General features: G+C 47.2%; 15 protein-coding genes. 11 read left to right on the top strand and 4 right to left on the bottom strand.

The features are described 5' to 3' along the window. Positions 1 to 243 precede the first annotated feature (243 nt). Complete coding sequence (locus NFHSH190041_RS01585) at positions 244 to 1,005, top strand: IS5 family transposase (RefSeq protein WP_261922116.1); 762 nt, start codon at positions 244 to 246, stop codon at positions 1,003 to 1,005. Positions 1,006 to 1,365: 360 nt separating this feature from the next. On the opposite strand, the gene NFHSH190041_RS01575 is transcribed toward NFHSH190041_RS01585, so the two are convergent. The 3 genes from NFHSH190041_RS01575 to NFHSH190041_RS01565 all read right to left on the bottom strand — a co-directional run bounded on the left by NFHSH190041_RS01575 (position 1,366) and on the right by NFHSH190041_RS01565 (position 5,120). Then, positions 1,366 to 3,711, bottom strand: coding sequence for a Tex family protein (locus NFHSH190041_RS01575; RefSeq protein WP_261925007.1), 2,346 nt, complete (start codon positions 3,709 to 3,711; stop codon positions 1,366 to 1,368). A gap of 121 nt (positions 3,712 to 3,832) precedes the next feature. After that, entirely contained in the window at positions 3,833 to 4,324 is a 492-nt protein-coding gene (gene greB / locus NFHSH190041_RS01570) for a transcription elongation factor GreB (RefSeq protein WP_261923578.1), read from the bottom strand. Positions 4,325 to 4,334: 10 nt separating this feature from the next. Beyond that, a complete protein-coding gene (locus tag NFHSH190041_RS01565; protein WP_315972979.1) occupies positions 4,335 to 5,120 on the bottom strand; it encodes a TOBE domain-containing protein in 786 nt (261 codons plus the stop codon). 239 nt (positions 5,121 to 5,359) lie between these two features. Between NFHSH190041_RS01565 and modA the strand changes: the two genes are divergently transcribed. The 3 genes from modA (at position 5,360) to modC (ending at position 8,183) form a co-directional block, all read left to right on the top strand. Further along, positions 5,360 to 6,145: a molybdate ABC transporter substrate-binding protein gene (gene modA, locus NFHSH190041_RS01560; protein ID WP_261923577.1), complete on the top strand. Its 786-nt coding sequence runs from the start codon at positions 5,360 to 5,362 to the stop codon at positions 6,143 to 6,145. A 212-nt stretch (positions 6,146 to 6,357) separates the two neighbouring features. Next, positions 6,358 to 7,053 carry a molybdate ABC transporter permease subunit gene (gene modB / locus NFHSH190041_RS01555; protein ID WP_261923576.1) on the top strand — a complete coding sequence of 232 codons (696 nt, stop codon included), beginning with the start codon at positions 6,358 to 6,360 and terminating at the stop codon, positions 7,051 to 7,053. Next, complete coding sequence (modC, locus tag NFHSH190041_RS01550; RefSeq protein ID WP_261923575.1) at positions 7,047 to 8,183, top strand: molybdenum ABC transporter ATP-binding protein ModC; 1,137 nt, start codon at positions 7,047 to 7,049, stop codon at positions 8,181 to 8,183. The genes modB and modC overlap by 7 nt, the downstream gene beginning before the upstream one ends. Positions 8,184 to 8,867: 684 nt before the next feature. On the opposite strand, the gene NFHSH190041_RS01545 is transcribed toward modC, so the two are convergent. Further along, positions 8,868 to 10,682 carry an aryl-sulfate sulfotransferase gene (locus NFHSH190041_RS01545; RefSeq protein ID WP_261923574.1) on the bottom strand — a complete coding sequence of 605 codons (1,815 nt, stop codon included), beginning with the start codon at positions 10,680 to 10,682 and terminating at the stop codon, positions 8,868 to 8,870. Positions 10,683 to 10,954: 272 nt separating this feature from the next. Between NFHSH190041_RS01545 and NFHSH190041_RS01540 the strand changes: the two genes are divergently transcribed. From NFHSH190041_RS01540 to NFHSH190041_RS01510, 7 genes are all read left to right on the top strand, one after another. Next, positions 10,955 to 11,974 carry an HlyD family secretion protein gene (locus NFHSH190041_RS01540; RefSeq protein ID WP_261923573.1) on the top strand — a complete coding sequence of 340 codons (1,020 nt, stop codon included), beginning with the start codon at positions 10,955 to 10,957 and terminating at the stop codon, positions 11,972 to 11,974. Further along, positions 11,971 to 13,497, top strand: coding sequence for a DHA2 family efflux MFS transporter permease subunit (locus tag NFHSH190041_RS01535; protein ID WP_261923572.1), 1,527 nt, complete (start codon positions 11,971 to 11,973; stop codon positions 13,495 to 13,497). Before NFHSH190041_RS01540 ends, NFHSH190041_RS01535 begins: the two co-directional genes overlap by 4 nt. An 889-nt stretch (positions 13,498 to 14,386) precedes the next feature. Next, a complete protein-coding gene (gene ompR, locus NFHSH190041_RS01530; RefSeq protein WP_261923571.1) occupies positions 14,387 to 15,112 on the top strand; it encodes a two-component system response regulator OmpR in 726 nt (241 codons plus the stop codon). Further along, positions 15,109 to 16,449: a two-component system sensor histidine kinase EnvZ gene (gene envZ / locus NFHSH190041_RS01525; protein WP_261923570.1), complete on the top strand. Its 1,341-nt coding sequence runs from the start codon at positions 15,109 to 15,111 to the stop codon at positions 16,447 to 16,449. The genes ompR and envZ overlap by 4 nt, the downstream gene beginning before the upstream one ends. Positions 16,450 to 18,880: 2,431 nt before the next feature. After that, positions 18,881 to 19,882: a polysaccharide export protein gene (locus tag NFHSH190041_RS01520; RefSeq protein WP_261923569.1), complete on the top strand. Its 1,002-nt coding sequence runs from the start codon at positions 18,881 to 18,883 to the stop codon at positions 19,880 to 19,882. Next, positions 19,883 to 20,320 carry a hypothetical protein gene (locus NFHSH190041_RS01515; protein WP_261923568.1) on the top strand — a complete coding sequence of 146 codons (438 nt, stop codon included), beginning with the start codon at positions 19,883 to 19,885 and terminating at the stop codon, positions 20,318 to 20,320. Further along, entirely contained in the window at positions 20,317 to 22,455 is a 2,139-nt protein-coding gene (locus tag NFHSH190041_RS01510) for a polysaccharide biosynthesis tyrosine autokinase (RefSeq protein ID WP_261923567.1), read from the top strand. The genes NFHSH190041_RS01515 and NFHSH190041_RS01510 overlap by 4 nt, the downstream gene beginning before the upstream one ends. Positions 22,456 to 22,553: the final 98 nt, after the last annotated feature.

Here is a 22,553-nt window from a genome sequence, read left to right as displayed (position 1 = left end):
TGCTCAAGATAATTTAACAAACAACACGAAATAGCAACACGCGTATCAATTAATACAAGTTATCGGCAAGAAAGCGATTCACGGTCGGCAGACAGAGCACTCAGTAAAGAAAAGGAAAAGGAAAAGAAAAGGAAAAGAAAAAAGACCAACACTAGGGCGTGTTGACGTTTCGAGGATGATTTTTGAGCAACATGCAGAGGGGTTATAATCTCTTTCGCCAAAAACAAACCACAACCCCAAAGCATGCCGAGAACAATATTAACTGACATAAGATGGGAACTGCTACTACAGATAATGAAAAGTACTGGTCGTATCTACAATAAATCTGAACATAGAATGACCTTTGAAGGGATACTTTTCCGTATGAGAACGGGGATCCCTTGGCGAGATTTACCTCCGGGATTTGGTGAATGGAGCTCAGTATATAGACGATTTAACCTTTGGTCTAAAAAAGGTATTTTAAATCATCTTTTCAGTCAGTTAGCAAAAATGGCAGACTTCGAATGGGTGTTCCTCGATGGCTCAATTATTCGTGCACATCAGCACAGCACAGGCGCTGCTACAAATTTCTCTGAGCAAATAGGTAAAAGCAGAGGTGGGAATACAACAAAAATCCACTTAGCTGTCGATAGCGGAGGTTTGCCCATTTGTTTTGATTTATCAGAAGGTCAGCGAAATGACATTGTTCTTGCAGAAAGTCTCGTAGAACAACTGGGGGAGATAGATACTATTGTATGCGATAAAGGATATGACAGTGAATCTTTCCGCGTTTTTGTTCAACGCAAAGGAGGAAAAACTGTGATAGCTAGGCGTAATTACGGGCAAGATATTGGTAAGGATACAATGGATTGGTGCTTATATAGGTATCGTCATTTGGTGGAAAATGCCTTTGCTAGGATTAAGCATTATCGTGCTATTTCAAGCCGTTATGATAAGTTGGAACGGAATTATGCCAGTATGGTATCGCTGGCATTCATGCTTATGTGGCTACCGATGTATTGCTGAGTGAGAAATGAACAGCAAACGTCAACAGACCCTAGGGTCTGTTGACGTTTCGTGATTAAATTTTGTTCGAGATAAAAGCGTTTTAATCGCGGCGAGTGGTTTGTCGCCTAGTTATTCTAAGCAAGAACCGCTCAACAAAGAGTAAAACGCTTTTAGCCGAACCCTGCGGGCAGCGTTTGAGGCTCCTTTCTACTGCGTTATCGGCTTATCAGGTAGCGCAACTACCTATCAAAGCCTCTGCCTTGTATAAAGCATCCTCAAATCGCTGCAAAAACAAACTTGAAACGTCAACAGACCCTAGATAAAACAAACCCCGCCATGGCGGGGTTTGTTATCGATAACATCTCATCCAGCTTGGAATTAGTTCTTTTTCAGCTTGGCAAACGCATCGGCAAAAGCGTTACCCATCGCGGCATTAACAGGTTTAGCCTGTTGGCGATTACCCGGCTTACCTTTGCCCTGATGGTTGCCAGCTTTACCATTCTGTCCACGGTTTGGCTGAGCACCATGACTGCGGGCTTCTGTTGGCTGAGGTTTTTCATCTAAGCGCATCGACAGGGCAATGCGGCGACGTTCCACATCCACTTCCATCACCTTCACTTTCACCACATCACCGGCTTTAACAATGGTGTGAGGATCAGAAACGAATTTATCCGTCAGGGAAGAGATATGCACTAAGCCATCCTGATGCACGCCCACATCCACAAAGGCACCAAAGTTAGTCACATTGGTGACCACCCCTTCCAGAATCATCTCCAGCTTAAGATCTTTAATCTCTTCGACGCCATCTTTGAACTTGGCAGTCTTAAACTCACCGCGGGGATCCCGCCCCGGCTTATCCAGCTCAGCCAGAATATCGGTCACGGTCGGCAAACCAAAAGCGTCAGTGGTAAAGTCTGTGGCGTTAATACTGCGCAACAAACTGGTATTGCCAATCAACTCAGCAACCGGCACCTGCTTAGCCACAGCAATACTTTCTACCAGTGCATAAGCTTCAGGATGCACCGCTGAGGTATCCAATGGGTTTTCACCTTGGCTGATACGCAAAAAGCCCGCAGCTTGTTCAAAGGCTTTCGGCCCAAGGCGGGCAACCTTCAAAAGCTCTTTACGGCTGTTGAAACGACCATTGGCATCGCGGTAATCCACCACATTTTTCGCCAAGGTACGGTTTAACCCCGCCACCTGGGCCAGCAGTGGCGCAGACGCCATATTCACATCCACACCTACGCGGTTTACACAGTCTTCCACCACATCTTCCAGCGCAGTTGATAACTGACTCTGACTCACATCATGCTGATACTGGCCGACACCAATAGATTTAGGCTCAATCTTCACCAGCTCAGCCAGAGGGTCTTGTAAACGGCGGGCAATTGAAACCGCCCCACGCAGACTCACATCCAGATCCGGGAATTCTGCTGCCGCCAGCTCAGAAGCGGAATACACAGATGCCCCCGCTTCAGACACCATCACCTTGTTCAGATCCGGTGCCACATCCTTCACATATGTCAGCAGCTCAGCGGCCAACTTATCGGTCTCCCGCGAAGCAGTACCATTACCGATGGCCACCAGCTGCACCTTGTGCATTTTTACCAGATTCGCCAGAGTGCGAACGGATTTTTCCCACTGGTTTTGGGGCGCATGGGGATAAATCGTGGTATGGGCCACCAGCTTGCCAGTGTTATCAACAATCGCCACTTTAACCCCGGTGCGCAGGCCCGGATCCAACCCCATTGTTGCTTTCGCGCCAGCAGGTGGTGCCATCAGCAGATCGCCTAAGTTGCGGGCAAACACCTTAATCGCCTCGCCCTCAGCTTGCTCACGCATACGGGCAATAAATTCAGTTTCCATCTGCAAAGCAATTTTGATGCGCCAAGTGGCAGTTACCACAGTGCGCAACCAGTTATCGACTTCAGAGTCCGTCAGATTCAGCTTGAGGTGCTCAGTAATAATCTGCTCACACACACTGCTGCGGGCCTCAGAATCAGGATCGGCATCCAGCGCTAGGCTGAGAATACCTTCATTACGACCACGCAGCATGGCCAGCGCCCGGTGGGATGGCACCTTGGTAATGGCTTCATGGTGGTCGAAATAATCGCGGAATTTTGCGCCTTCTTTTTCTTTGCCAGCAATCACATGCGCTTTAAGCTCAGCATGCTGCTCCAGCTGTTGCCGCACCTTGCGCAGCAACTCTGCATCTTCAGCATAGCGCTCCATCAGGATATAACGGGCGCCATCCAATACAGCTTTGGCATCAGCAAACCCCGCCTCAGCATTGATATATGCGGCGGCACTGGCTTGCAGATCGGCCTGACGGTCAGCCAAAAGGGCATCGGCCAATGGCTCAAGTCCAGCTTCAATGGCAATCTGTCCCTTGGTACGACGCTTAGGCTTATATGGCAGGTACAAATCTTCCAGCCGGGTTTTAGAGTCAGCTTGAGCCAGCTCAGCAGCGAGCGCCGGGGTCAATTTCCCTTGGGCTTCAATGCTGGAGATAATCACCTGGCGGCGATCGTTTAATTCCCGCAGATAGCCCAGACGGCTGTGCAGGGTGCGCAACTGGGTATCATCCAGTCCGCCGGTGGCTTCTTTACGGTAACGGGCAACAAATGGGACAGTCGCACCATCATCCAATAGTGTGATAGTAGCGGTAACCTGCTGCTCGCGGACATTCAGTTCCTGAGCAATAATCCGGGCAATATTCTGCATAGTGTGCATAAGTTCTCAGATGATCAGTTTTTATTTCGGGTGTTCAGTGGTACCAATTCAGCCCCCAAAGATAGCACAGCAGCCTCAGCCGTCGACCTGTGCTCCAAGGACTGCTAGCACATTATTCTTGTTCATCAAACGCTTGGTAACGAATATGGTTCACATACCAATGACGCGGACCGGACGGGGTCTGCACGATAACATCGTCATCCACCTGCTTGCCGATCAGGGCGCGGGCCATCGGGGAGTCAATGGTGATGTAGCCCAGCTTGGTGTCCAGCTCATCCTTGCCGACAATACGGTAACGCACCACATCACCCGCGTCATTTTCCAGCTCCACCCAGGCACCGAAAAAGACCTTACCTTCCTGCTGGGGGGAGTAATCAACAATCTGCAGCTCTTCCACCCGCTTCACCAGATAACGCACCCGGCTATCAATCTGCCGTAACAGCCGTTTGTTATAGGTGTAGTCAGCATTTTCTGAGCGGTCGCCTTGGGCGGCAGCTTCCTGAACTTTTTTAGTGATTTCCGGGCGGTACTCTTTCCACAGGTATTTCAATTCCCGATCCAGAGTCTGCCAGCCCTTACGGGTGATCAGATTGGCTTTTTTCATGACGTAACGATTAATTCATACTGGCAATAATGGTTTGGCTGGCAAGGAAACATGCCTGATAAGATTGCTGTAAACACAGGGACTCCGCCTGCTGGGCATCCATAACGGAATACACGGTATCCCCGCCGCCGATATCCAGTGCCAACTCGGTTTTATCCCCCAGCACAGTTTTTTCGACTAAGGTGCCGCGCAAATGGTTACGGCTATCACAGGCTTCCGGGGCAGTATCTGGCACCAGATCCACCGCTGGCGCTTTGCACAGCAGCAATACCGGCTTTCCTTCAGCCAGCGCTAAATGTTCACTACTGGCGTGGGTAATAGAGACTTTCACCTGCTGACCGCAGGCTAATTCCACATGGATTAAATCATTAATGCCCCGGCTGGCAATATGGCGGATCACGCCGCTGAGTTGGTTACGGGCGCTGGTGTTAAGAGAGAAATGCGCCATCACATCCAGCAGGGTATTCATGGAAATAGAATCATCCAGCAAGGCGGCCAACGCCATCCCCTGTACCTGCTCGGTAAGGGAATAGACTTTCAGCAAACGCTCACCGAACTCGGTCAGTTTTGCCCCGCCGCCCCCTTTACCGCCCTTTTCACTGTGAACCACAGGTTGGGCCATGGCCGTATTCATATCATTGACGGCATCCCAGGCAGCTTTATAACTGATCCCGGCCAGTTTCGCGCCCTGATTAAGGGAGCCGGTATTAGCGATTTGCTTAAGCAGTGCAATGCGTCGTGGGTTGGCGAATACCTTGTTATTCAGGGTTAACGCCAGCTGAGCAGTTAAATCCATAGGTGTCAGGCTATTGTCTTCAATACTGCTATTGTGTCCCATTCCGGCACGAATACCAATCGGCAAATACCTAAGAAGTTGCATTCCAAACACAAAATCTCCGCACTAAAACCATTTGAGAACATCTCGTCCTGTCCAATTAAAAATATGCGCCAGTTCACAGTTTCTTTGCATTACCATTTGCTTAACCGATATATACAAGTATATATATCGAAAAATATTTTCTGAACTCTGAGCCGATGAAAAATAATAACTTTACTACTCTACTGCGCATTACCTCAGCTGCCCTGCTGGGTCTGGCCCTGACCATGGGCCAGGCATTTGCCAAAGAAAAAGTGACCGTGTTTGCCGCAGCGTCACTCACCAATGCCCTGAGTGAAATCGGCCAGCAATTCGATAAAACCCACGACACTGACGTGGTGTTCTCTTTTGCTTCATCTTCCACCCTTGCCAGACAAATTGCCCAAGGCGCTCCAGCGGATATTTTCCTCTCTGCTAACCAGAAATGGATGGACTACTTGGTTGATGAACATGCGGTAGATACCCCAACCCGAGTTACCCTACTCAAAAATACCTTGGTACTGATTGCCCCTAAAAATAGCAAACTGCAACATGTACCATTGAACCCGGACTGGGATATTAAAGCCTCTCTGGATGGCAGTCGTATGGCTGTCGGTAATCCAGATCACGTCCCTGCTGGGCGCTATGCTGAGCAAGCACTCAAAAATCTGGGACTATGGCAACAAGCTCAACCTCTGCTAGCAAGTGCCAATAATGTCCGCGCGGCGCTGGCATTAGTGGAGCGAGGAGAAGCACCACTGGGCATCGTCTATGGTACCGATGCTCAAATTGCGAAAGACGTCAAAGTCGTTGCGACTTTCCCGGCCACCAGCCACAAGCCTATTGAATACCCATTGGTGCTGGTTAACCAAAAACCAAACAATGCCAGCCATGCGTTTTATAACTATCTGCAAGGGCAGGCTGCCAAAGCTGTCTTCCTGAAATATGGCTTCGGGGTTAATTAACCGACTATCCCCTTATCCCCGGCAGCGGCTCAATCTGAAACGCTGCCGGGCAATATCCCATCTAAACGCTATGCCCCATGCATGGCGTTTATCTTATTTTCTTATCTATCAGCAGGAGAGTGCTGCTCGTTGCTTGCCCAAATGCTTGTGCTTTCTCGATGGACAGATTCATTCCCACGGGGTGAATCAATGACTAAATGGATTGGTATTAAATGATATTGAGTGATTACGAAGTAGCAGCCTTACTGCTGAGCTTAAAAGTGTCATCCATCGCAGTGCTGGGCAGTTTGCCGCTGGGCATACTGTGCGCTTGGGTGCTGGCGCGGGTAGAGTTTCCCGGCAAACCTGTATTTGACAGTATTATTCACCTGCCTTTAGTGCTCCCCCCTGTGGTTGTGGGGTATCTGCTGCTGATGAGTATGGGCCGACAAGGGCCAATCGGTCACTGGCTATATCAGTGGTTTGGCATCAGTTTCAGCTTTAGCTGGCGTGGCGCCGCGCTGGCTGCAGCAGTAGTATCTTTTCCACTGATGGTACGGGCTATCCGTCAATCTTTTGAGGCGGTGGATATCCGCCTAGAGCAAGCCGCCCGCACCTTGGGCAGTAACCGCTGGAAAGTGTTTTTTACGATTACCCTGCCGTTAACCGCCCCCGGCATAGTCTCCGGGATGATCATCGCCTTTGCCCGTAGTCTGGGTGAATTCGGCTCGACCATTACTTTTGTTTCCAATATCCCCGGTGAGACCCGCACCATTCCGCTGGCCATGTTTAGCTTTATTGAAACCCCCGGGGCAGAATATCAGGCCATGCGCCTGTGTATTTTGTCGGTCATTATTGCCCTACTCTCTTTGGTTGCTTCCCAGTATTTGACCAAGAAAGCGCAACAGAGGACTGCCAGCGCATGTTAACCATCAATATTGAAAAACAGCTGGGGCAAACCCATTTATGTGTCAATGCCCAACTGCCCACCAGCGGTGTCAGCGCCATCTTTGGTCGCTCCGGCGCAGGTAAAACCTCACTGGTCAATATTCTTGGCGGCTTGTCCACCCCAGACAGTGGCGAACTGCTGCTGGGTGACAAGGTACTGTTCCGAGCTGGCAGCATTAATCTGCCACCAGAAAAACGCCGCATCGGTTATGTGTTTCAAGAAGCGCGACTGTTTCCCCACTATAAAGTCAGGGGCAATCTCAATTACGGCATGCGCCATAAAAATACCGCCCTATTTGAGCGGGTAGTCAGCCTGCTGGGCATTGGTCATCTGTTGGATCGTTTTCCCATCACCCTGTCTGGTGGGGAGAAACAGCGGGTCGCGATTGGACGGGCACTGCTGACCCAACCGGATATGCTGTTGATGGATGAGCCGCTGGCCTCATTGGATCTCCCGCGCAAACGGGAGCTCATCCCTTATCTGCAGAGTCTGTCACGGGAAATGCAATTGCCGATTGTCTATGTCAGCCACAGTCTGGATGAGATCCTGCAACTGGCTGACTATATGCTGGTATTAAATCAGGGCAAGGTTATCGCCTCCGGTCCCCTGACTCAGGTGTGGAACAGTGATGAAATGCGCCCCTGGCTTCCGGCCAAAGAGTTAAGTTCGCTAATCACAGCTCAAGTGGCTGGCTGCCACCCGGACTATGCCATGACCAAACTGCTGCTGGATGATGGCAACCACCTATGGGTCAATGGCAAATTGGCAGAGACCCGGCCGGTCAGTGACAATAATCAAAGCAGTCATACCACCGCGCCCGCCACGGCAAGACAGATTAAGGTGCGCATTCAGGCCAACCATGTGGCACTAAGCACAACGCCCCCCGGCCACAGTAGTATCCGCAATCAGTTATCGGGCAAAGTCAAAGAGCTACACCCCAGTGATGACGGGCAACAGGTACAGGTAAAAATCGCTCTCGGTAATGATGAGCTATGGGCCAATATCACCCCTTGGGCCTGTGATGAATTGGCATTGATCCCCGGCATGCAGGTCTATGCTCAGATCAAAGGCGTTTCCATGGGGCATAATGATTTAGCTCAATCAAATTAAAAACCACCGGCAGATCACCACGAAGAGAAAAGATAAAGAAAAGACAACAAGTTCTAGCTTGTGATTTTGCTCTTCTTCGTGCTCAATAACATCCCTGTTAAAAAGCCAGTTCGCCAATCCCTGGCTCTCGCTCATAAACATATGGCTACGCCATATTCGCCGTGAGCGTAGCGCAAATACATCCATGTATAACAGCCAGTTCGCCAATCCCTGGCTCTCGCTCATAAGCATATGGCTGCGCCATATTCGCCGAGGTTAAGACTTTTAAAAAAGCTGCTTACCACGAAGCGTAAACTGCGTTTACTACACGAAGACCACGAAGGGAAAAGATAAGAAAAAGATAACAAGTTCTAGCTTGTGATTTTGCTCTTCTTCGTGCCCAATAACATCCCTGTTAAAAAGCCAGTTCGCCAATCCCTGGCTCTCGCTCATAAACATATAGCTGCGCTATATTCGCCGTGAGCGCAGCGCAAATACATCTATGTATAACAGCCAGTTCGCCAATCCCTGGCTCTCGCTCATAAACATATGGCTACGCCATATTCGCCGTGATCGCAGCGCAAATACATCTATGTATAACAGCCAGTTCGCCAATCCCTGGCTCTCGCTCATAAGCATATGGCTGCGCCATATTCGCCGTGGTTGATCGCTTTTGATTTTGCTTAGGCAATCCACTGTAGCTAATTATTGCAGCATGGCCTCGGGATGAACAACCTGGGCACGGTAGCCGGTGGCGAACATATCATGGCTGTCGATATCGATACGTACCGCAGGTTTTGTCTCACCGTATCTATGCTCCACCAAAATGGAATGCACTTTGCCGGTGGTATCATCCATTTTCATATTGCCGTACCCCCCGCCAAGCCCAAATAAGCCAGCAGAGGCGAAATAAGTCATCACACTATTTTTATCTGCCTGATATTTCACAATCGAAGTCACCGGCGAATATCCTTCATACCCCAGCTCATCCTTGCCATAGTGCCACACCTGCTGCACTGTCATATTATCTTCATCAATTTTGTACTCCACTGCGCGGGAATACTTACCGGTAGGGAACATTGGCTGCGCCAGATGACGACCATCGCCATTATCAAACACGGTATAAGTGCCCTTTTCATCGACCTTGTAGGCAGTATGCGGGGTATAAACAAAATCAAACTCAGTGTCAGCACAGAAGCCACGGGCTGTGCAGCTTAGCGCTTTCCCCGCAGCATCCACGGGTTGTAACAGCTTACCGGCCAGCTCGCCTTTCCAACCCATTGACGGGCTTAAAATCCATTTAACCTTTTTATCCCGGCCGATTTTGATTACCGCCGACTGATGGCGAGAGCTGATAATAATACTGTCATCGGTTGGGTCATAATCCACCGAGTTCACATGGGCCCAGTTGCGGCCGGTATCCACCCCGTGAATATCGCCATAAGGGGCATTGCGCAGATCCGCTTCCGTTGCCACTTTGCCCGCCTGTTTCAAATCAATATTCAAACACACCGCCCCGGCATCCAGCGATAACAATGCCGCATCCCGCATGGGGTCAAGGATCTGATTTAAATCCCAGTAATCCACCAGCTTGCCATTAGCATCCACTTCAATGATCTGATCCCGCACCGTATTGACCACCAGACCATCGGGGCGGCGATAATCCTTGGCGGCAACCCGCAACATAAAGTGACCGTTTTCCACTTCAATGGCTTCGTGGGAACCATCAATAAAATTACCCGGCAGGGAGTGAGACGCAATCATGCGCCCCATCAACGTCATATGTTTCCAGCTCTGCCCCTGAATCCACACCATATTGCCATCTTGGGTGACATTCATCCCCATGGCATAACCGGCATCATCATAATTTTTTGAGTTATGGGTGGTGTACGGATTGAGATACCAGCGGATATCCCCAGCGGTATCAATAATGAAAAATCCCGGTGTGCCATCCCAAGCAAATGCGCCCGGCGCCTTGGGATTATTGTGCATCAATGGCGATGCCTTACCGTCAGCATTGGTCCAATTAACAAAATACAGCCGGTCTTTAAAATCCGCATCCACATGCTTCACTTCCACCTTGGGCGCTTTGGCCCACTGGCTTTCAGAAAAGCCCATATCCACATCTGGCGTCAGCATTTTATAGTCATGACTTTTCTGCTTACCATTCTCCCGCCAGCTGACCGTAAAGGTATTGAGGTAGTCTGGATATAAACCAAAAATCGGCACCCCGCCCTCATCCATTACCCGTATATCCGACACTTTATAGTGGATAGGTACCCCTTTTTTGCCTTTGGCATGCACAGTCACGGCAACATCGGTAATACGATGACCATTGAGGGTCACTAGCGCAGTTAATGGCGCATTGTCATAGGGATTGTGGATAAGATAGCCCAACGGCGCACCTGCCGCAGGGATGGGTTTCATGCCGGTTGTCGCCGCCATAGCGCCACCCGCTACTACCTGAGTCACAGCCAAAGACACAGCCAGCATACTGGCACGCAAAAGGGGTCTGTTCATGAAAAACCTTATCTGAAGAGTTAACTGCCGATTTATCCACCGCTAGTATAAAGACCAGCTAATTAAGCCTTGGCGGCATAGCTCACGAATCCCCTGTTTAAAATTTTCATTAACTGCAGCTTAAAAACAACATATAAAACCAGTTTAAAAAATCAATACAGCAGCTTATGCTTCAAAATAATTAGTTACCAAATTTAAGCTCCCCATTCATTAGCAGTTCTGTTATTTTTGAAAACATTATTCCCATCACAATATCCAATCAGGGGTACCAGATGACCCAAGGTGGCTCACGCGTTATCAGAAACCTCCTTATCCTGATCCTGCTCGCAGCAGCACTTATTTCGGCCGGCTATTTTTATGTCCGCCATCAGGAACAATATCCCAGCACTGAAGACGCTTATGTCCATGCCAATGTGCTATATGTCGCCCCTCAAATCAGTGGCAAAATCATTAAAGTTGATGTGGCAGACTACCAGCATGTTAATGCCGGTGATTTGCTGGTACAGCTGGACCCCGCGCCTTATCAGGCCAGCTATGAACAGGCTAAAGCAGCCTATGAGATGGCCAGCCAAAGCAATAAAGCCACCGACGATGCCATATTGGCTGCCAGTGCCGATGTGCGCCGCGCAACAGCACAACTGACCGATGTACAGCAAAGCTACCGCCGCACCATGGACTTAGTAAAAAAATCCTTACTGTCAAAACAACAAGCCGATGATGCCAAAGCGCAACTGGCCGCGGCGGAAACCGCAGTAGAAGCCGCCCGGGCGAAAATGTCACAACTGATCACCGCCCAAGGCGCCAAAGGCGATGCCGCACCACAAGTGAAACAGGCGGCAGCGGCACTGAGCAAAGCAACTTTGGATTTGTCTTACACCACCATTACCGCTCCCCATGATGGCCACTTAGGTAAAATCAGTGTCCGTCCCGGTAGCGTGGTGGCCCCCGGCACCGCCATGATGCCACTGGTGGAAGATCATACCTTCTGGCTACAGGCTAACTATAAAGAAGGCGCGGTTGGTCATCTGCATCCCGGCATGTCAGCCACCATAGTGATGGATATGTATCCGGACGTGATATATCAGGGCAAAGTACAGGCGATTTCTCCAGCCAGCGGCTCATCTTTCTCCCTGTTGCCACCGGAAAACGCTACCGGCAACTGGGTCAAAGTTCCCCAACGCTTCCCGGTTAGCATCAGTATTGAGCGCACCGCCAACCAACCTGCATTGCGGGTCGGCGCCAGTGCCGAAGTAACCGTTGATACCCTGAGCACTGGGGCGCAAACCCGATGACAGCTGCCGCAACTGCGCCCGCTGACGATAGCCAGATCTCCGGCAGCAAACGCCTGTTAATCGTGCTGGCAGTCATGCTGTCAGCCGTGATGGTACTGCTGGATATGACCATTGCGAACGTGGCACTACCCCATATGATGGGGGCATTGGGGGTCACCTCAGAACAGGTCACCTGGGTGCTGACGTCATACTCTATGGCCGAAGCCATCTTTATTCCGCTGGCCATGTACCTGTCACTGAAGATGGGGATCCGCAATCTCCTGTTGGTGTCCGTGACCGGTTTTATCATCACCTCAGCACTCTGTGGCCAGGCTGAATCTCTGACCGAAATGGTGATATTCCGGGTACTACAGGGTGCTTTTGGCGCGTCAGTGATCCCCCTGTCGCAATCCATCATGGTGCAAATTTTCCCGGCAGAAGAGCGCGGCAAAGCCATGGCACTATTCAGTGTTGGCGTACTGCTGGGGCCGATCCTTGGCCCCACCGTAGGCGGTATCATCACGGAAAATATGGATTGGCGCTGGATTTTCTACGTCAACCTGCCAGTCGGGATGCTATGTCTGGCATTACTGTATTTCTTTGTTCGTATTGACGGCCGGGCAAAAACCTCGGTGGATTGGCCGCTGGTATTTGGTATGGCCATCGGTATCGGCCTGCTGCAAATGGTATTAGACAGGGGCAATCAGGAAGGTTGGTTCAACTCTAATATGATCCTCTTTTCCACCGTGATTAGCGCTATCGCATTGGTGTTTTTTATCACCCGATCCTTTATCACCAAGGGCAATATCGCCCCTATGTGGTTACTCAAAGATCGTAATCTGGCGGTGTCCTGTCTGGTCATGTCCGGCTTTTCCATGGGCATGTTTGGTATCACCCAGCTGCAACCCATGATGCTGGAGCAATTGCTGCAATACCCGGTAGAAACCACCGGCTTTATGATGGCGCCCCGAGGGCTAACCTCAGCCATTGTATTGTTGGGACTAGCCCGTTTTATGGACCGGATCGATTCTAGGCTGCTGATCCTAGTGGGGATATTACTCAATGCCCTAGGCACCTGGTTTATGACGCAATATTCCATGAATATCGATCTGCACTGGGTGATTATGCCCAGTATTATTCAGGGCGCAGGTATGGGGCTGGTATTTGCTCCGCTGAGTAAACTGGCATACGCCACGTTGAGTAGACAAGATACTGTGGGTGGTGCGGTGATATTTAACCTGTGTCGCACCATCGGCGGCTCGTTTGGGATCTCCATCGTGAACACCTATTTCAGCCGCACCGAGCAAGCCCAATGGCATAACCTCGGCGCAGGGTTAACCCCAGATAACCCGCTACTACAACAAGCCGCCATGCTCAAACACACCACGATTACCAACCCAAGCTTCTTGGCGCAGTGGGGTGAACTACTACACCAACAATCGACCTTATTGGCCTTTGTCTACACCTTCGGCTTTATTCTCGTGTCCTACCTGCTGCTTATTCCTCTATTGGCACTGTTTAAACTCAAACCCCATAAAGCCTGATCATCATGGCGCAGCTAAACCTGCGCCATTTATTTACCTTAAAAATCACAAACCAGGACTGTTGTTTTTCCTTATCTTTTCCCTTCGTGAACTTCATGCAGTAAACACAGTTTACGCTTCGTGGTGAACTGCTGTTGTCTTTTAAAATCAGAAGCTTTAACCACGGCGAATATGGCGCAGCCATATGCTTATGAGCGAGAGCCAGGGATTGGCGAACTGGCTGTTATACATGGATGTATTTGCGCTACGCTCACGGCGAATATAGCGCAGCTATATGCTTATGAGCGAGAGCCAAGGACTGGCGAACTGGCTTTTTAACAGGGATGTTATTGAGCGCGAAGAAGGGCAAAATCGCAAGTTAAGACTTGTTGCTTTTCCTTATCTTTTCCCTTCGTGGTCTTCGTGTAGTAAACGCAGTTTACGCTTCGTGGTGAACTGCTGTTAGCTTTTACAAGCAGAATCAAAAGCGATCTACCACAAAGCGCTGCGCTCACGAAGGACACGAAGAAGAGCAAAATCACAAGCTAGGATTTGTTGCTTATCCTTATCTTTTCCCTTCGCGCTCTTCGTGTAGTAAACGCAGTTTACGCTTCGTGGTGATCCGCTGTTAACTGTTCGCTTTTCCCAAGATCTGATGTCATAGCGGGATAAAGTCATCGAGGGTAAACTTGGTTACAATTTTACTCACTCTGATAACACATAGATTTATAAAGAAAATTCATTATCTTATCCGCTATGTCCATATCCTGTGCCAACAGGAAACAAGCAGGAACCTTCCCTATGCTGGTCTTGCGCCAAGCTGGCGTTATATCATTTGCAGATCAGTCACTAACCTGTTTCTAGCCTTGCTAACTCAGCGCAGAAACCGGCCACATAATGGACACCAACCATGGGACAAGAAACCTCAAAAATTCTGGTAGTAGATGATGATATGCGCCTGCGAGCACTACTGGAGCGCTATCTGGTCGAGCAGGGATTTCAGGTCCGTGCCGCCGGTAACGCTGAGCAGATGAACCGTTTATTGGAACGGGAAAACTTCCACCTGCTAGTGCTGGATCTTATGCTCCCCGGCGAAGACGGCCTGTCTATCTGCCGCCGCCTGCGTCAAGCTGGTAATCCACTCCCCATTATTATGCTGACCGCCAAAGGTGATGAAGTAGACCGTATTATTGGCCTGGAGCTGGGCGCAGATGACTACCTGCCCAAGCCGTTCAATCCCCGCGAATTACTGGCCCGCATCAATGCCGTGATGCGCCGCCGGGTACAAGAAATTCCCGGCGCACCATCCCAGCAAGAAGAAATGGTTAGCTTCGGCGACTTCCAACTCAATCTCGCCACCCGGGAAATGACCCATGGTGATGAAGCCATCGCCCTCACCAGCGGCGAATTTGCCGTACTAAAAGTGCTGGTCAGCCACCCAAGGGAGCCGTTATCCCGGGATAAACTGATGAATCTGGCCCGGGGCCGTGACTACTCAGCACTAGAGCGCTCCATTGATGTGCAGGTTTCCCGCCTACGCCGCCTGATCGAAAAAGATGCCGCCAACCCCAGATATATCCAAACCGTATGGGGATTGGGCTATGTGTTTGTTCCTGACGGCAGCGCCCGTAAATGAGTCGCAAAGGCTGGCGCAAGCTGCTGCCCCGTAGTGCATTCAGTCAGGTATTTTTACTGATCGCCTGCCTGCTGCTAATTAATCAGGTGGTCTCCTACCTTACGGTAGCGGTGTACTTTATTAAGCCCACTTATCAGCAGATCAATCAGCTCATTGCCCATCAAGTCAATTTGCTGTTTGCTGATGGCGTCAGCATCAACCGGGAAAATCTCACCGTTGCCGAAGCGCTAAACAAAAAAATCCATAATCAGGATATCCATGTCTACAACCCGCAGCAGGCCAAAGCCGCCGGGTTAGAACATGCTACCTACTATCGTTTTCTCTCATCCCAAATGTCTGAATATCTTGGCGGACAAGCAGAAGTTCGGGTGGAACAAGGGCACCTGTTCCAAATTTGGATCCGCCCACCCCAAGCGCCGTCAGTGTGGATCCGTGTCACCTTGTCGAGTTTCAACGAATATGAACTGTCCCCGCTGACCCTGTATTTGTTAGTCATTGGCGCACTGAGTGTCTTTGGCGGCTGGCTGTTTGCAAGGCAGCAAAATCAGCCATTAAAAGCGCTGGAAAAATCCGCCATCGCGGTTTCCGGCGGGGACTTCCCCGATCCGCTTCCTCTTAAAGGCTCCACTGAAATTGTTGAAGTGACCAAAGCCTTTAATCAGATGGCGCAAAGCATGCAGCAACTAGAACAAGACCGCGCATTGCTGATGGCGGGGATTTCCCACGATTTACGCACCCCGCTAACCCGAATACGGTTAGCCTCAGAAATGATGGTCAAAGAAGATGAATATCTGAAAGAAGGGATTATCAATGACATCGAAGATATGGATATCATTATCGATCAGTTTATTGCCTATATCCGCCGAGATCAGAAACCCAATCTGCAACCGGATAATATCAACCGCCTGCTACAAGAAGTTGCCCAAGCTGAGTCTGCCCGCTGCACCAATATTGAACTAGCATTAGACGACTGCCCGGATATTCCCATGGCCCCCATTGCTATCAAGCGGGTCATCACCAATCTGGTAGAAAATGCCCTGCGCTACGGCCATGGGTGGATCCGCCTTAGCAGCCAAAACCGCGGCGAAACCATAGGATTTTGCGTTGAAGATAACGGCCCGGGGATTGACCCCAAACAGGTCAGCAAGCTGTTCCAACCTTTCACCCAAGGGGATACAGCCAGAGGCTGCGTAGGTTCAGGGCTTGGGCTGGCTATCATCAAGCGCATTATTGATATCCACCATGGCAAAGTGGTCCTCACCAACCGGCCAGAAGGCGGCCTACGCGCTCAGGTATGGCTACGAAAACAACCAGACAAGCCCATAGGGCAGAAATAGCCACTCAAAGTAAAATAAATACACCATGGAAAATCAGTAACCAAACTTAAGTACAAGAGGGGCAGGAATCTGTCCCTCTTTTCACCATGATAAAGCCTGCTCTCAATCCGAGTAATAACTCGTCCCTAGAACACTCTTCACCCAAAATATTCATCGAGATTGAAAGGCATTCCCTCCCAGTAGAACTCCCAAACGCCTAGGGGAAAGCAGTTATCAACAGGATTAACTTCAACACAAAGTATCAGTCCTCCACTTCTCAGGACTGAAATAACATAAGTCATTGTTATAAAGCAGCAAATCCTCTAAACCATACTACGCTTACTGAGTGGCCGACAAAGGATGATCGCTTGAATGTTCATCAACAACGGAGAACATCCATCCACAGAACAGTATCAAATATGTCATCTGTGTTTGGCATTAACAACGAATGGCTCAAATAAAAAACTGTAAAAAATTTTCGAATAACATTAATTAACGTAAGATATCTCTTACAAATAAAAAGATATATTTCTTACTTAAGTAATCTATTTATATAAATTTACAATAGGAGTCGATGAAAAAAGCCATTTAAATCGAAAAACAAAGTAAGATTAATCTCACAAATAATAGATTAAAACCAAAGTATGACGCCGCCGACAAAAATAATGCCATAATAGATAAATGCTTACACCCTATTAACACAGAGATTTAATCTATTCAGTTTAAAAATAAGCGCCGCCCTCAGAAAGCTGACTCCACTGCAATTTAAGTAAAACAAAGATTAGCACACTCAAATATTGATTAATGTCGATACAAAACAACTGTTAAACAATAATAAGTTAGAAATATAACTTTAAGTACAATCATCTATATTTAATTCAATTTGTATCTGATAGATATATCCATGATACAAACTAATACATAAAGCCTATTGTCAACATCCCTCCATCTGTAAATAATGCTAGCGCTAAATTAAAGCGATAGCATTATATTTGACAATTGGATGTTAATGTACAAGCAACCAGGATGGTGCCTCCCACTTCTGCCCCTCGTTACGCTGACATATCTCGTCATTTCTAAGCTCAACCTTAAATTTGCACTCCCTTTAAAACTGATTTGTTGAGTCTGTCAACTTATTGCCAGTTCAGCCCAAAAATTAGTGAAGGAGTAAAATTTGCCCGGTACTAAACAGCAATGGGGAAGCTGACAAACCCGTGCGGTAGCCATGCAATAACAAAACCTCGCGGCGAATATATCGCCGTCAGAACAGAGTCAGTATGTATCCGTCATCTTAGTCATTTTGGATGTATGAACGATGCTTTCGCATGTTGCGTCAAAAAAACGACACCGCAAATGTCGCCCCACGTGCTAATGAAACGAGTTTTACTAGCGCTGCAGCAATGTGGCTTTTTCATCGAAAACCAACGAAAGCGGGTACAAAATCTCGCAAGCCAAAATATTGGCGCAACACCACTTGTGACATACGTCACGTATTGACGGAAAGATGGGTCCACTTACCAAGAAAAGTTTAATTATCAAGCAAATACATATTAACAAAACATAATATCAACAATTAAGAACAGCCACATTCTGCCGATAAGTAGCTGAACACCGCGAAGCGCATGCGATAGTAAGTAAATTTCCAAGTAATCAATAAGATAAATCTAAAATAAAAAGATAGAGTCAATCTAAACACTAAAGCAAATAACGAGCAACAATAATAAAAACACACCGCCAACCAATAGAGACAATTAAACAACTAAAAGCGTATTCAGCTAACAGTTTTGCAATTTTAAAAACAAATTTAGTGTTGTCAAAATTCTGACGCAAGTTATCATGCGTTACCCACAAAGGGGTATGTCAGTTATTTGACGGCCAAGGAAGGTCGGCCAAGGATGGCAACCAACTTCCTCTATTTTGATAGAAGAAGCAGCCAAAGAAGTTATAGAAAGGATGTAACAGTCATACAGTGAATACTGCATGACTGAATGACTCAGGAGAATAACACCATGAATAATCAACCACTGAACAATATGTTGAAGTTACGGCAGGGGCGATGCTGTTAAAACCCGTGCGGTAGCCATGGCTGAAACCGATATTCATAGTGATTTAACTTCTACGGCAAAATATTGTGTCGAAAATGTCTCAAATGTACACATTATAATAAGATTGTCTCCATCTCAGTTTTACCACACCTTTTGCTGTTATCGGGCAGCATCGTTAAATCAGTATGTAATGCTGGCTAATAGTTGTCTCCAGCAGCTATTAGCCAGTCATTCATATAACTAACAAAATAATAAAAACCGTATTTTATAAACATCTGCGCTATTAATTTATAGTGTCTATGAAAATGAGTAAATTGAGATATTCATTTCAATAGGTATTATCAGTGAACAGAAATATTAAGCTTTTAGTTACAGCCTCTTTACTTGGAGGCTGCGCCGGGTCTTATATGGACCCTACTTATGATAATTTAAATGTCCACCCGTTAACGTTTCAAAATGTCAGTAGCTTTAATCCATCAATCAAAAAAGCAGAACAGGATTTAGCAACTATTAAGCTCGCTCAGCAATATGAATACCGAATTGGTATTGGTGATGTATTAAATATTATTGTTTACGATCATCCAGAATTAACCACCCCAGCGGGTTCTTATCGTTCTGCGGCAGAGTCCGGCAATGTGGTCCATTCTGATGGCACGATCTTTTACCCTTATATCGGTAAAGTCAAAGTAGATGGCAGCACAGTCTCTGAAGTGCGCAACATTATTGCCGCCCGTCTAGCTGTGTATATTGAGCAACCTCAAGTCGATGTCAGTGTAGCCGCCTATCGCAGTCAACGGATTTATGTTACTGGCGAAGTATCTAAGCCATCGCAGCTCCCCATTACCAATGTGCCGTTAACCCTGATAGATGCCATTAACCAAGCTGGGGGCATTACCCAAGATGCTGACTGGAATAATGTCACTATCACCCGTGGAGACCAAGTGATTCCACTTTCACTGCGGGACTTAATGAAATATGGCGTTACCAGTAATAACCGGATGCTGAAAGCCAAAGACATTGTGCACGTACCGGTAAATGATAAGCAGAAAGTGTTTGTTTTAGGTGAGGTAATTAAACCATCCGTAGTCAAACTCGGCAGAGATGATATGTCACTGACCGAAGCGCTAGGCACAGTAGGTGGAATTAATGAACTCAGCTCAGATGCCACCGGCATATTTGTGATCCGCAAGAGTAAAAATGAAAGCGTTATCGCAGATGTATTTCAGTTAGATATTACCAATGCCAGTAATTTGATAATCGGTAATCAATTTAAACTGCGGCCACAGGATATTGTATACGTCACCGCAGCGCCAATTGCCCGTTGGAATCGAGTAATGACCAACCTGCTGCCATCCATTAACGGCTTTAATCAATTAACTGAAGGCGTCAAACGGATCAAGGACTGGTAAATGTTTAACAATATTCTCGTGGTCTGTGTTGGCAATATTTGTCGTTCACCTTATGCAGAACAGCAGTTAAAGCAGGTATTTCCGACTAAACAGATCTCCTCAGCCGGTATTGCGGTGAATAAAAGCGGACTGGCCAATGCCCCTTGGTATAAAACTGGAATTCCGGTAGCACAATCACGGGGAGTGCATACCGACAGCCACAAAGCCAAACAATTAACCGCCAAAATGTGTCACGAAGCGGAACTAATTCTGGTAATGGAGCAAAAACACGTTTCTCGTGTCACCGCCATTAGCCCGGAATCCCAAGGAAAAATAATCCCGCTGGGGAAATGGATCAATCAAGAGATCCCAGATCCATTTCGGCAAAGTACTGAAGCTTTTGAATTCTGTTACCAGCTTATCGATAACGCTGTTGAGTCCCTCCGAGAAAAACTATGAATAACGAACCTCAGGTTATCGACCTGCAAAAATTGTTTGGCCTGTTGCTGGACAACAAAAAATTTATTATTACCTGCACCTTTATCTTTACCCTGATTGGTGTGGCCTATGCGCTGCTGGCTACTCCGGTATACAAAGCCGATGCCCTACTGCAAGTAGAAAAAAAGAGTACTGGGCTGCCATCACTGTCTGGCGATATGGCCGATCTATTCAGCAGTGAATCCTCTGCCACCACAGAGATTGAAATTATCCGCTCCCGCATGGTACTGGGTAAAACCGTCGATGAATTAAATCTGACCACCTTGATAAGTCCAGATTATCTACCGGTGATCGGTAAAGGCATTGCCCGGCTAAGCGGAGACAATAACCTATTAGTGATCAGTCGTTTCGTCACGCCAGATAACCGAGTTGATACAGATTTTAAATTGACTGTAGTAAATCACAGCAATGGAAAATATCAACTCACGACAGTAGACGGAAATAAAATTCTTACCGGTAAAGTGGGCCAATTAGCAGAGCGCGATGGCTATCGTTTATTGGTAACTGATATGCAAGCAGAGAATGATTTTGTATTCAACATCAGCAAAATCTCCCGCATGCAAGCTATCCAAAACTTACAGGAAAATTTAGCGGTAAGTGAGCGAGGAAAACAAACTGGGATTTTACAACTGTCTTTTACCGGCAGTAACCCGCAATTAATCCGCGCAATCTTAAATGACATCAGTGAAAACTATTTTTTGCAAAATGTCGCCCGTAATGCGGCAGAAGCAGAAAGCAGCTTAGTCTTTTTAACCAAGCAATTACCTGATATTAAACAGAAACTTACTCAGGCAGAGGATGAATTAAACCAGTATCGCCAGGCCAGTGAATCGGTTGACTTAAACCTGGAAGCTAAATCCACCCTGGAATCCATGGTGGCATTAGAAGGCCAGTTAAATGAACTGACCTTTAAAGAAAGTGAAATTTCGCAGCGCTTTACAAAACAGCACCCTGCTTATATTGCATTAATAGATAAACGCAAAACTCTACTACAAGAAAAGAGTCGTATTAACCATCGGGTAGAAAAGCTGCCAAAAACCCAACGGCAAATTTTGCGTTTAATGCGCAATGTTGAAGTAAACCAGCAAATTTATCTGCAATTACTGAATAAAGTACAAGAGCTAAATATTGTCAAAGCCAGTACAGTAGGCAATGTACGTATTTTAGATAATGCCCAAGTGTATGCCGCACCGGTAAAACCCCAAAAGCCACTGATCGTCGTACTCAGTGTATTGTTGGGCGGTATTTTCTCAGTCGCCATTGTGCTGTTAAAAGCAGCCATGCACCGAGGAATAGAAAATCCAGATGATATTGAGGCCATAGGTCTACCTGTTTATGCCAGCATTCCATTTTCTGAATGGGAAGAAAAAGCAGAAAAGAAAAACAAACATAAAAAACAGCTAAGTATTGAACAAACCCTTTTAGCCGTAGCAAACCCAGCAGATTTATCTATTGAGGCATTTCGCAGTTTAAGAACCTCACTACACTTTGCCATGCTGGAAGCAAAAAACAATATTGTGATGATCTCAGGCCCAAGTCCATCAGTAGGTAAATCGTTTACCTCAGCCAATATGGGCGCAGTAATCGCCAACAGTAATAAAAAAGTATTGTTAATTGATGCAGATATGCGCCGAGGTGAGTTACACAAACAATTAGCAACTAGCAATAATCACGGTTTAGCAGATTACCTGGCAGGGCAATTATCATTAGAACAACTAGTAAAACCCACGACAGTAAATGATTTAGCCGTAATTTGTCGGGGAACCACACCGCCTAACCCCTCTGAATTATTAATGCACCCAAGATTTACTGCATTATTAGATTGGGCAAAACAACACTATGATTTAGTCATTATTGATACGCCACCATTATTGGCCGTAACCGATGCAGCTATTGTTGCCGCACATGCAGGAACTAATATGCTGGTTGCCCGCTTCGGCCAGAACACCTTAAAAGAAATTGAAGTTACCCGTAATCGTTTTGAGCAAAATGGTATTGAAATTAAAGGACTAATTCTCAATGCGGTAATAAAAAGTGCTAGTAGTTATTACGGTAATTATGGCTATTATCATTACCAGTATGGTGAAAAATCTTAATCATCTTTGATTTAATTAACTGACATACCTTAAATCAAAATAAATGTATTAAGTGGCAGTCTAAACAAGGAGGGATTGCCTTAAATATAAAGGATTAT

Source organism: Shewanella sp. NFH-SH190041 (assembly GCF_024363255.1).
GTDB lineage: Bacteria > Pseudomonadota > Gammaproteobacteria > Enterobacterales > Shewanellaceae > Shewanella.
Note: the sequence above shows the minus strand (reverse complement) of the source record. Positions and strands in the feature narration are given on the sequence as shown.

Bases quoted from the DNA above. Each gene is read 5' to 3' on its own strand.
- NFHSH190041_RS01585 (WP_261922116.1), top strand. From the start codon at position 244: ATGCCGAGAACAATATTAACTGACATAAGATGGGAACTGCTACTACAG.
- NFHSH190041_RS01575 (WP_261925007.1), bottom strand. From the start codon at position 3,711: ATGCAGAATATTGCCCGGATTATTGCTCAGGAACTGAATGTCCGCGAG.
- greB (WP_261923578.1), bottom strand. From the start codon at position 4,324: ATGAAAAAAGCCAATCTGATCACCCGTAAGGGCTGGCAGACTCTGGAT.
- NFHSH190041_RS01565 (WP_315972979.1), bottom strand. From the start codon at position 5,120: ATGGATTTAACTGCTCAGCTGGCGTTAACCCTGAATAACAAGGTATTC.
- modA (WP_261923577.1), top strand. From the start codon at position 5,360: ATGAAAAATAATAACTTTACTACTCTACTGCGCATTACCTCAGCTGCC.
- modB (WP_261923576.1), top strand. From the start codon at position 6,358: ATGATATTGAGTGATTACGAAGTAGCAGCCTTACTGCTGAGCTTAAAA.
- modC (WP_261923575.1), top strand. From the start codon at position 7,047: ATGTTAACCATCAATATTGAAAAACAGCTGGGGCAAACCCATTTATGT.
- NFHSH190041_RS01545 (WP_261923574.1), bottom strand. From the start codon at position 10,682: ATGAACAGACCCCTTTTGCGTGCCAGTATGCTGGCTGTGTCTTTGGCT.
- NFHSH190041_RS01540 (WP_261923573.1), top strand. From the start codon at position 10,955: ATGACCCAAGGTGGCTCACGCGTTATCAGAAACCTCCTTATCCTGATC.
- NFHSH190041_RS01535 (WP_261923572.1), top strand. From the start codon at position 11,971: ATGACAGCTGCCGCAACTGCGCCCGCTGACGATAGCCAGATCTCCGGC.
- ompR (WP_261923571.1), top strand. From the start codon at position 14,387: ATGGGACAAGAAACCTCAAAAATTCTGGTAGTAGATGATGATATGCGC.
- envZ (WP_261923570.1), top strand. From the start codon at position 15,109: ATGAGTCGCAAAGGCTGGCGCAAGCTGCTGCCCCGTAGTGCATTCAGT.
- NFHSH190041_RS01520 (WP_261923569.1), top strand. From the start codon at position 18,881: ATGGACCCTACTTATGATAATTTAAATGTCCACCCGTTAACGTTTCAA.
- NFHSH190041_RS01515 (WP_261923568.1), top strand. From the start codon at position 19,883: ATGTTTAACAATATTCTCGTGGTCTGTGTTGGCAATATTTGTCGTTCA.
- NFHSH190041_RS01510 (WP_261923567.1), top strand. From the start codon at position 20,317: ATGAATAACGAACCTCAGGTTATCGACCTGCAAAAATTGTTTGGCCTG.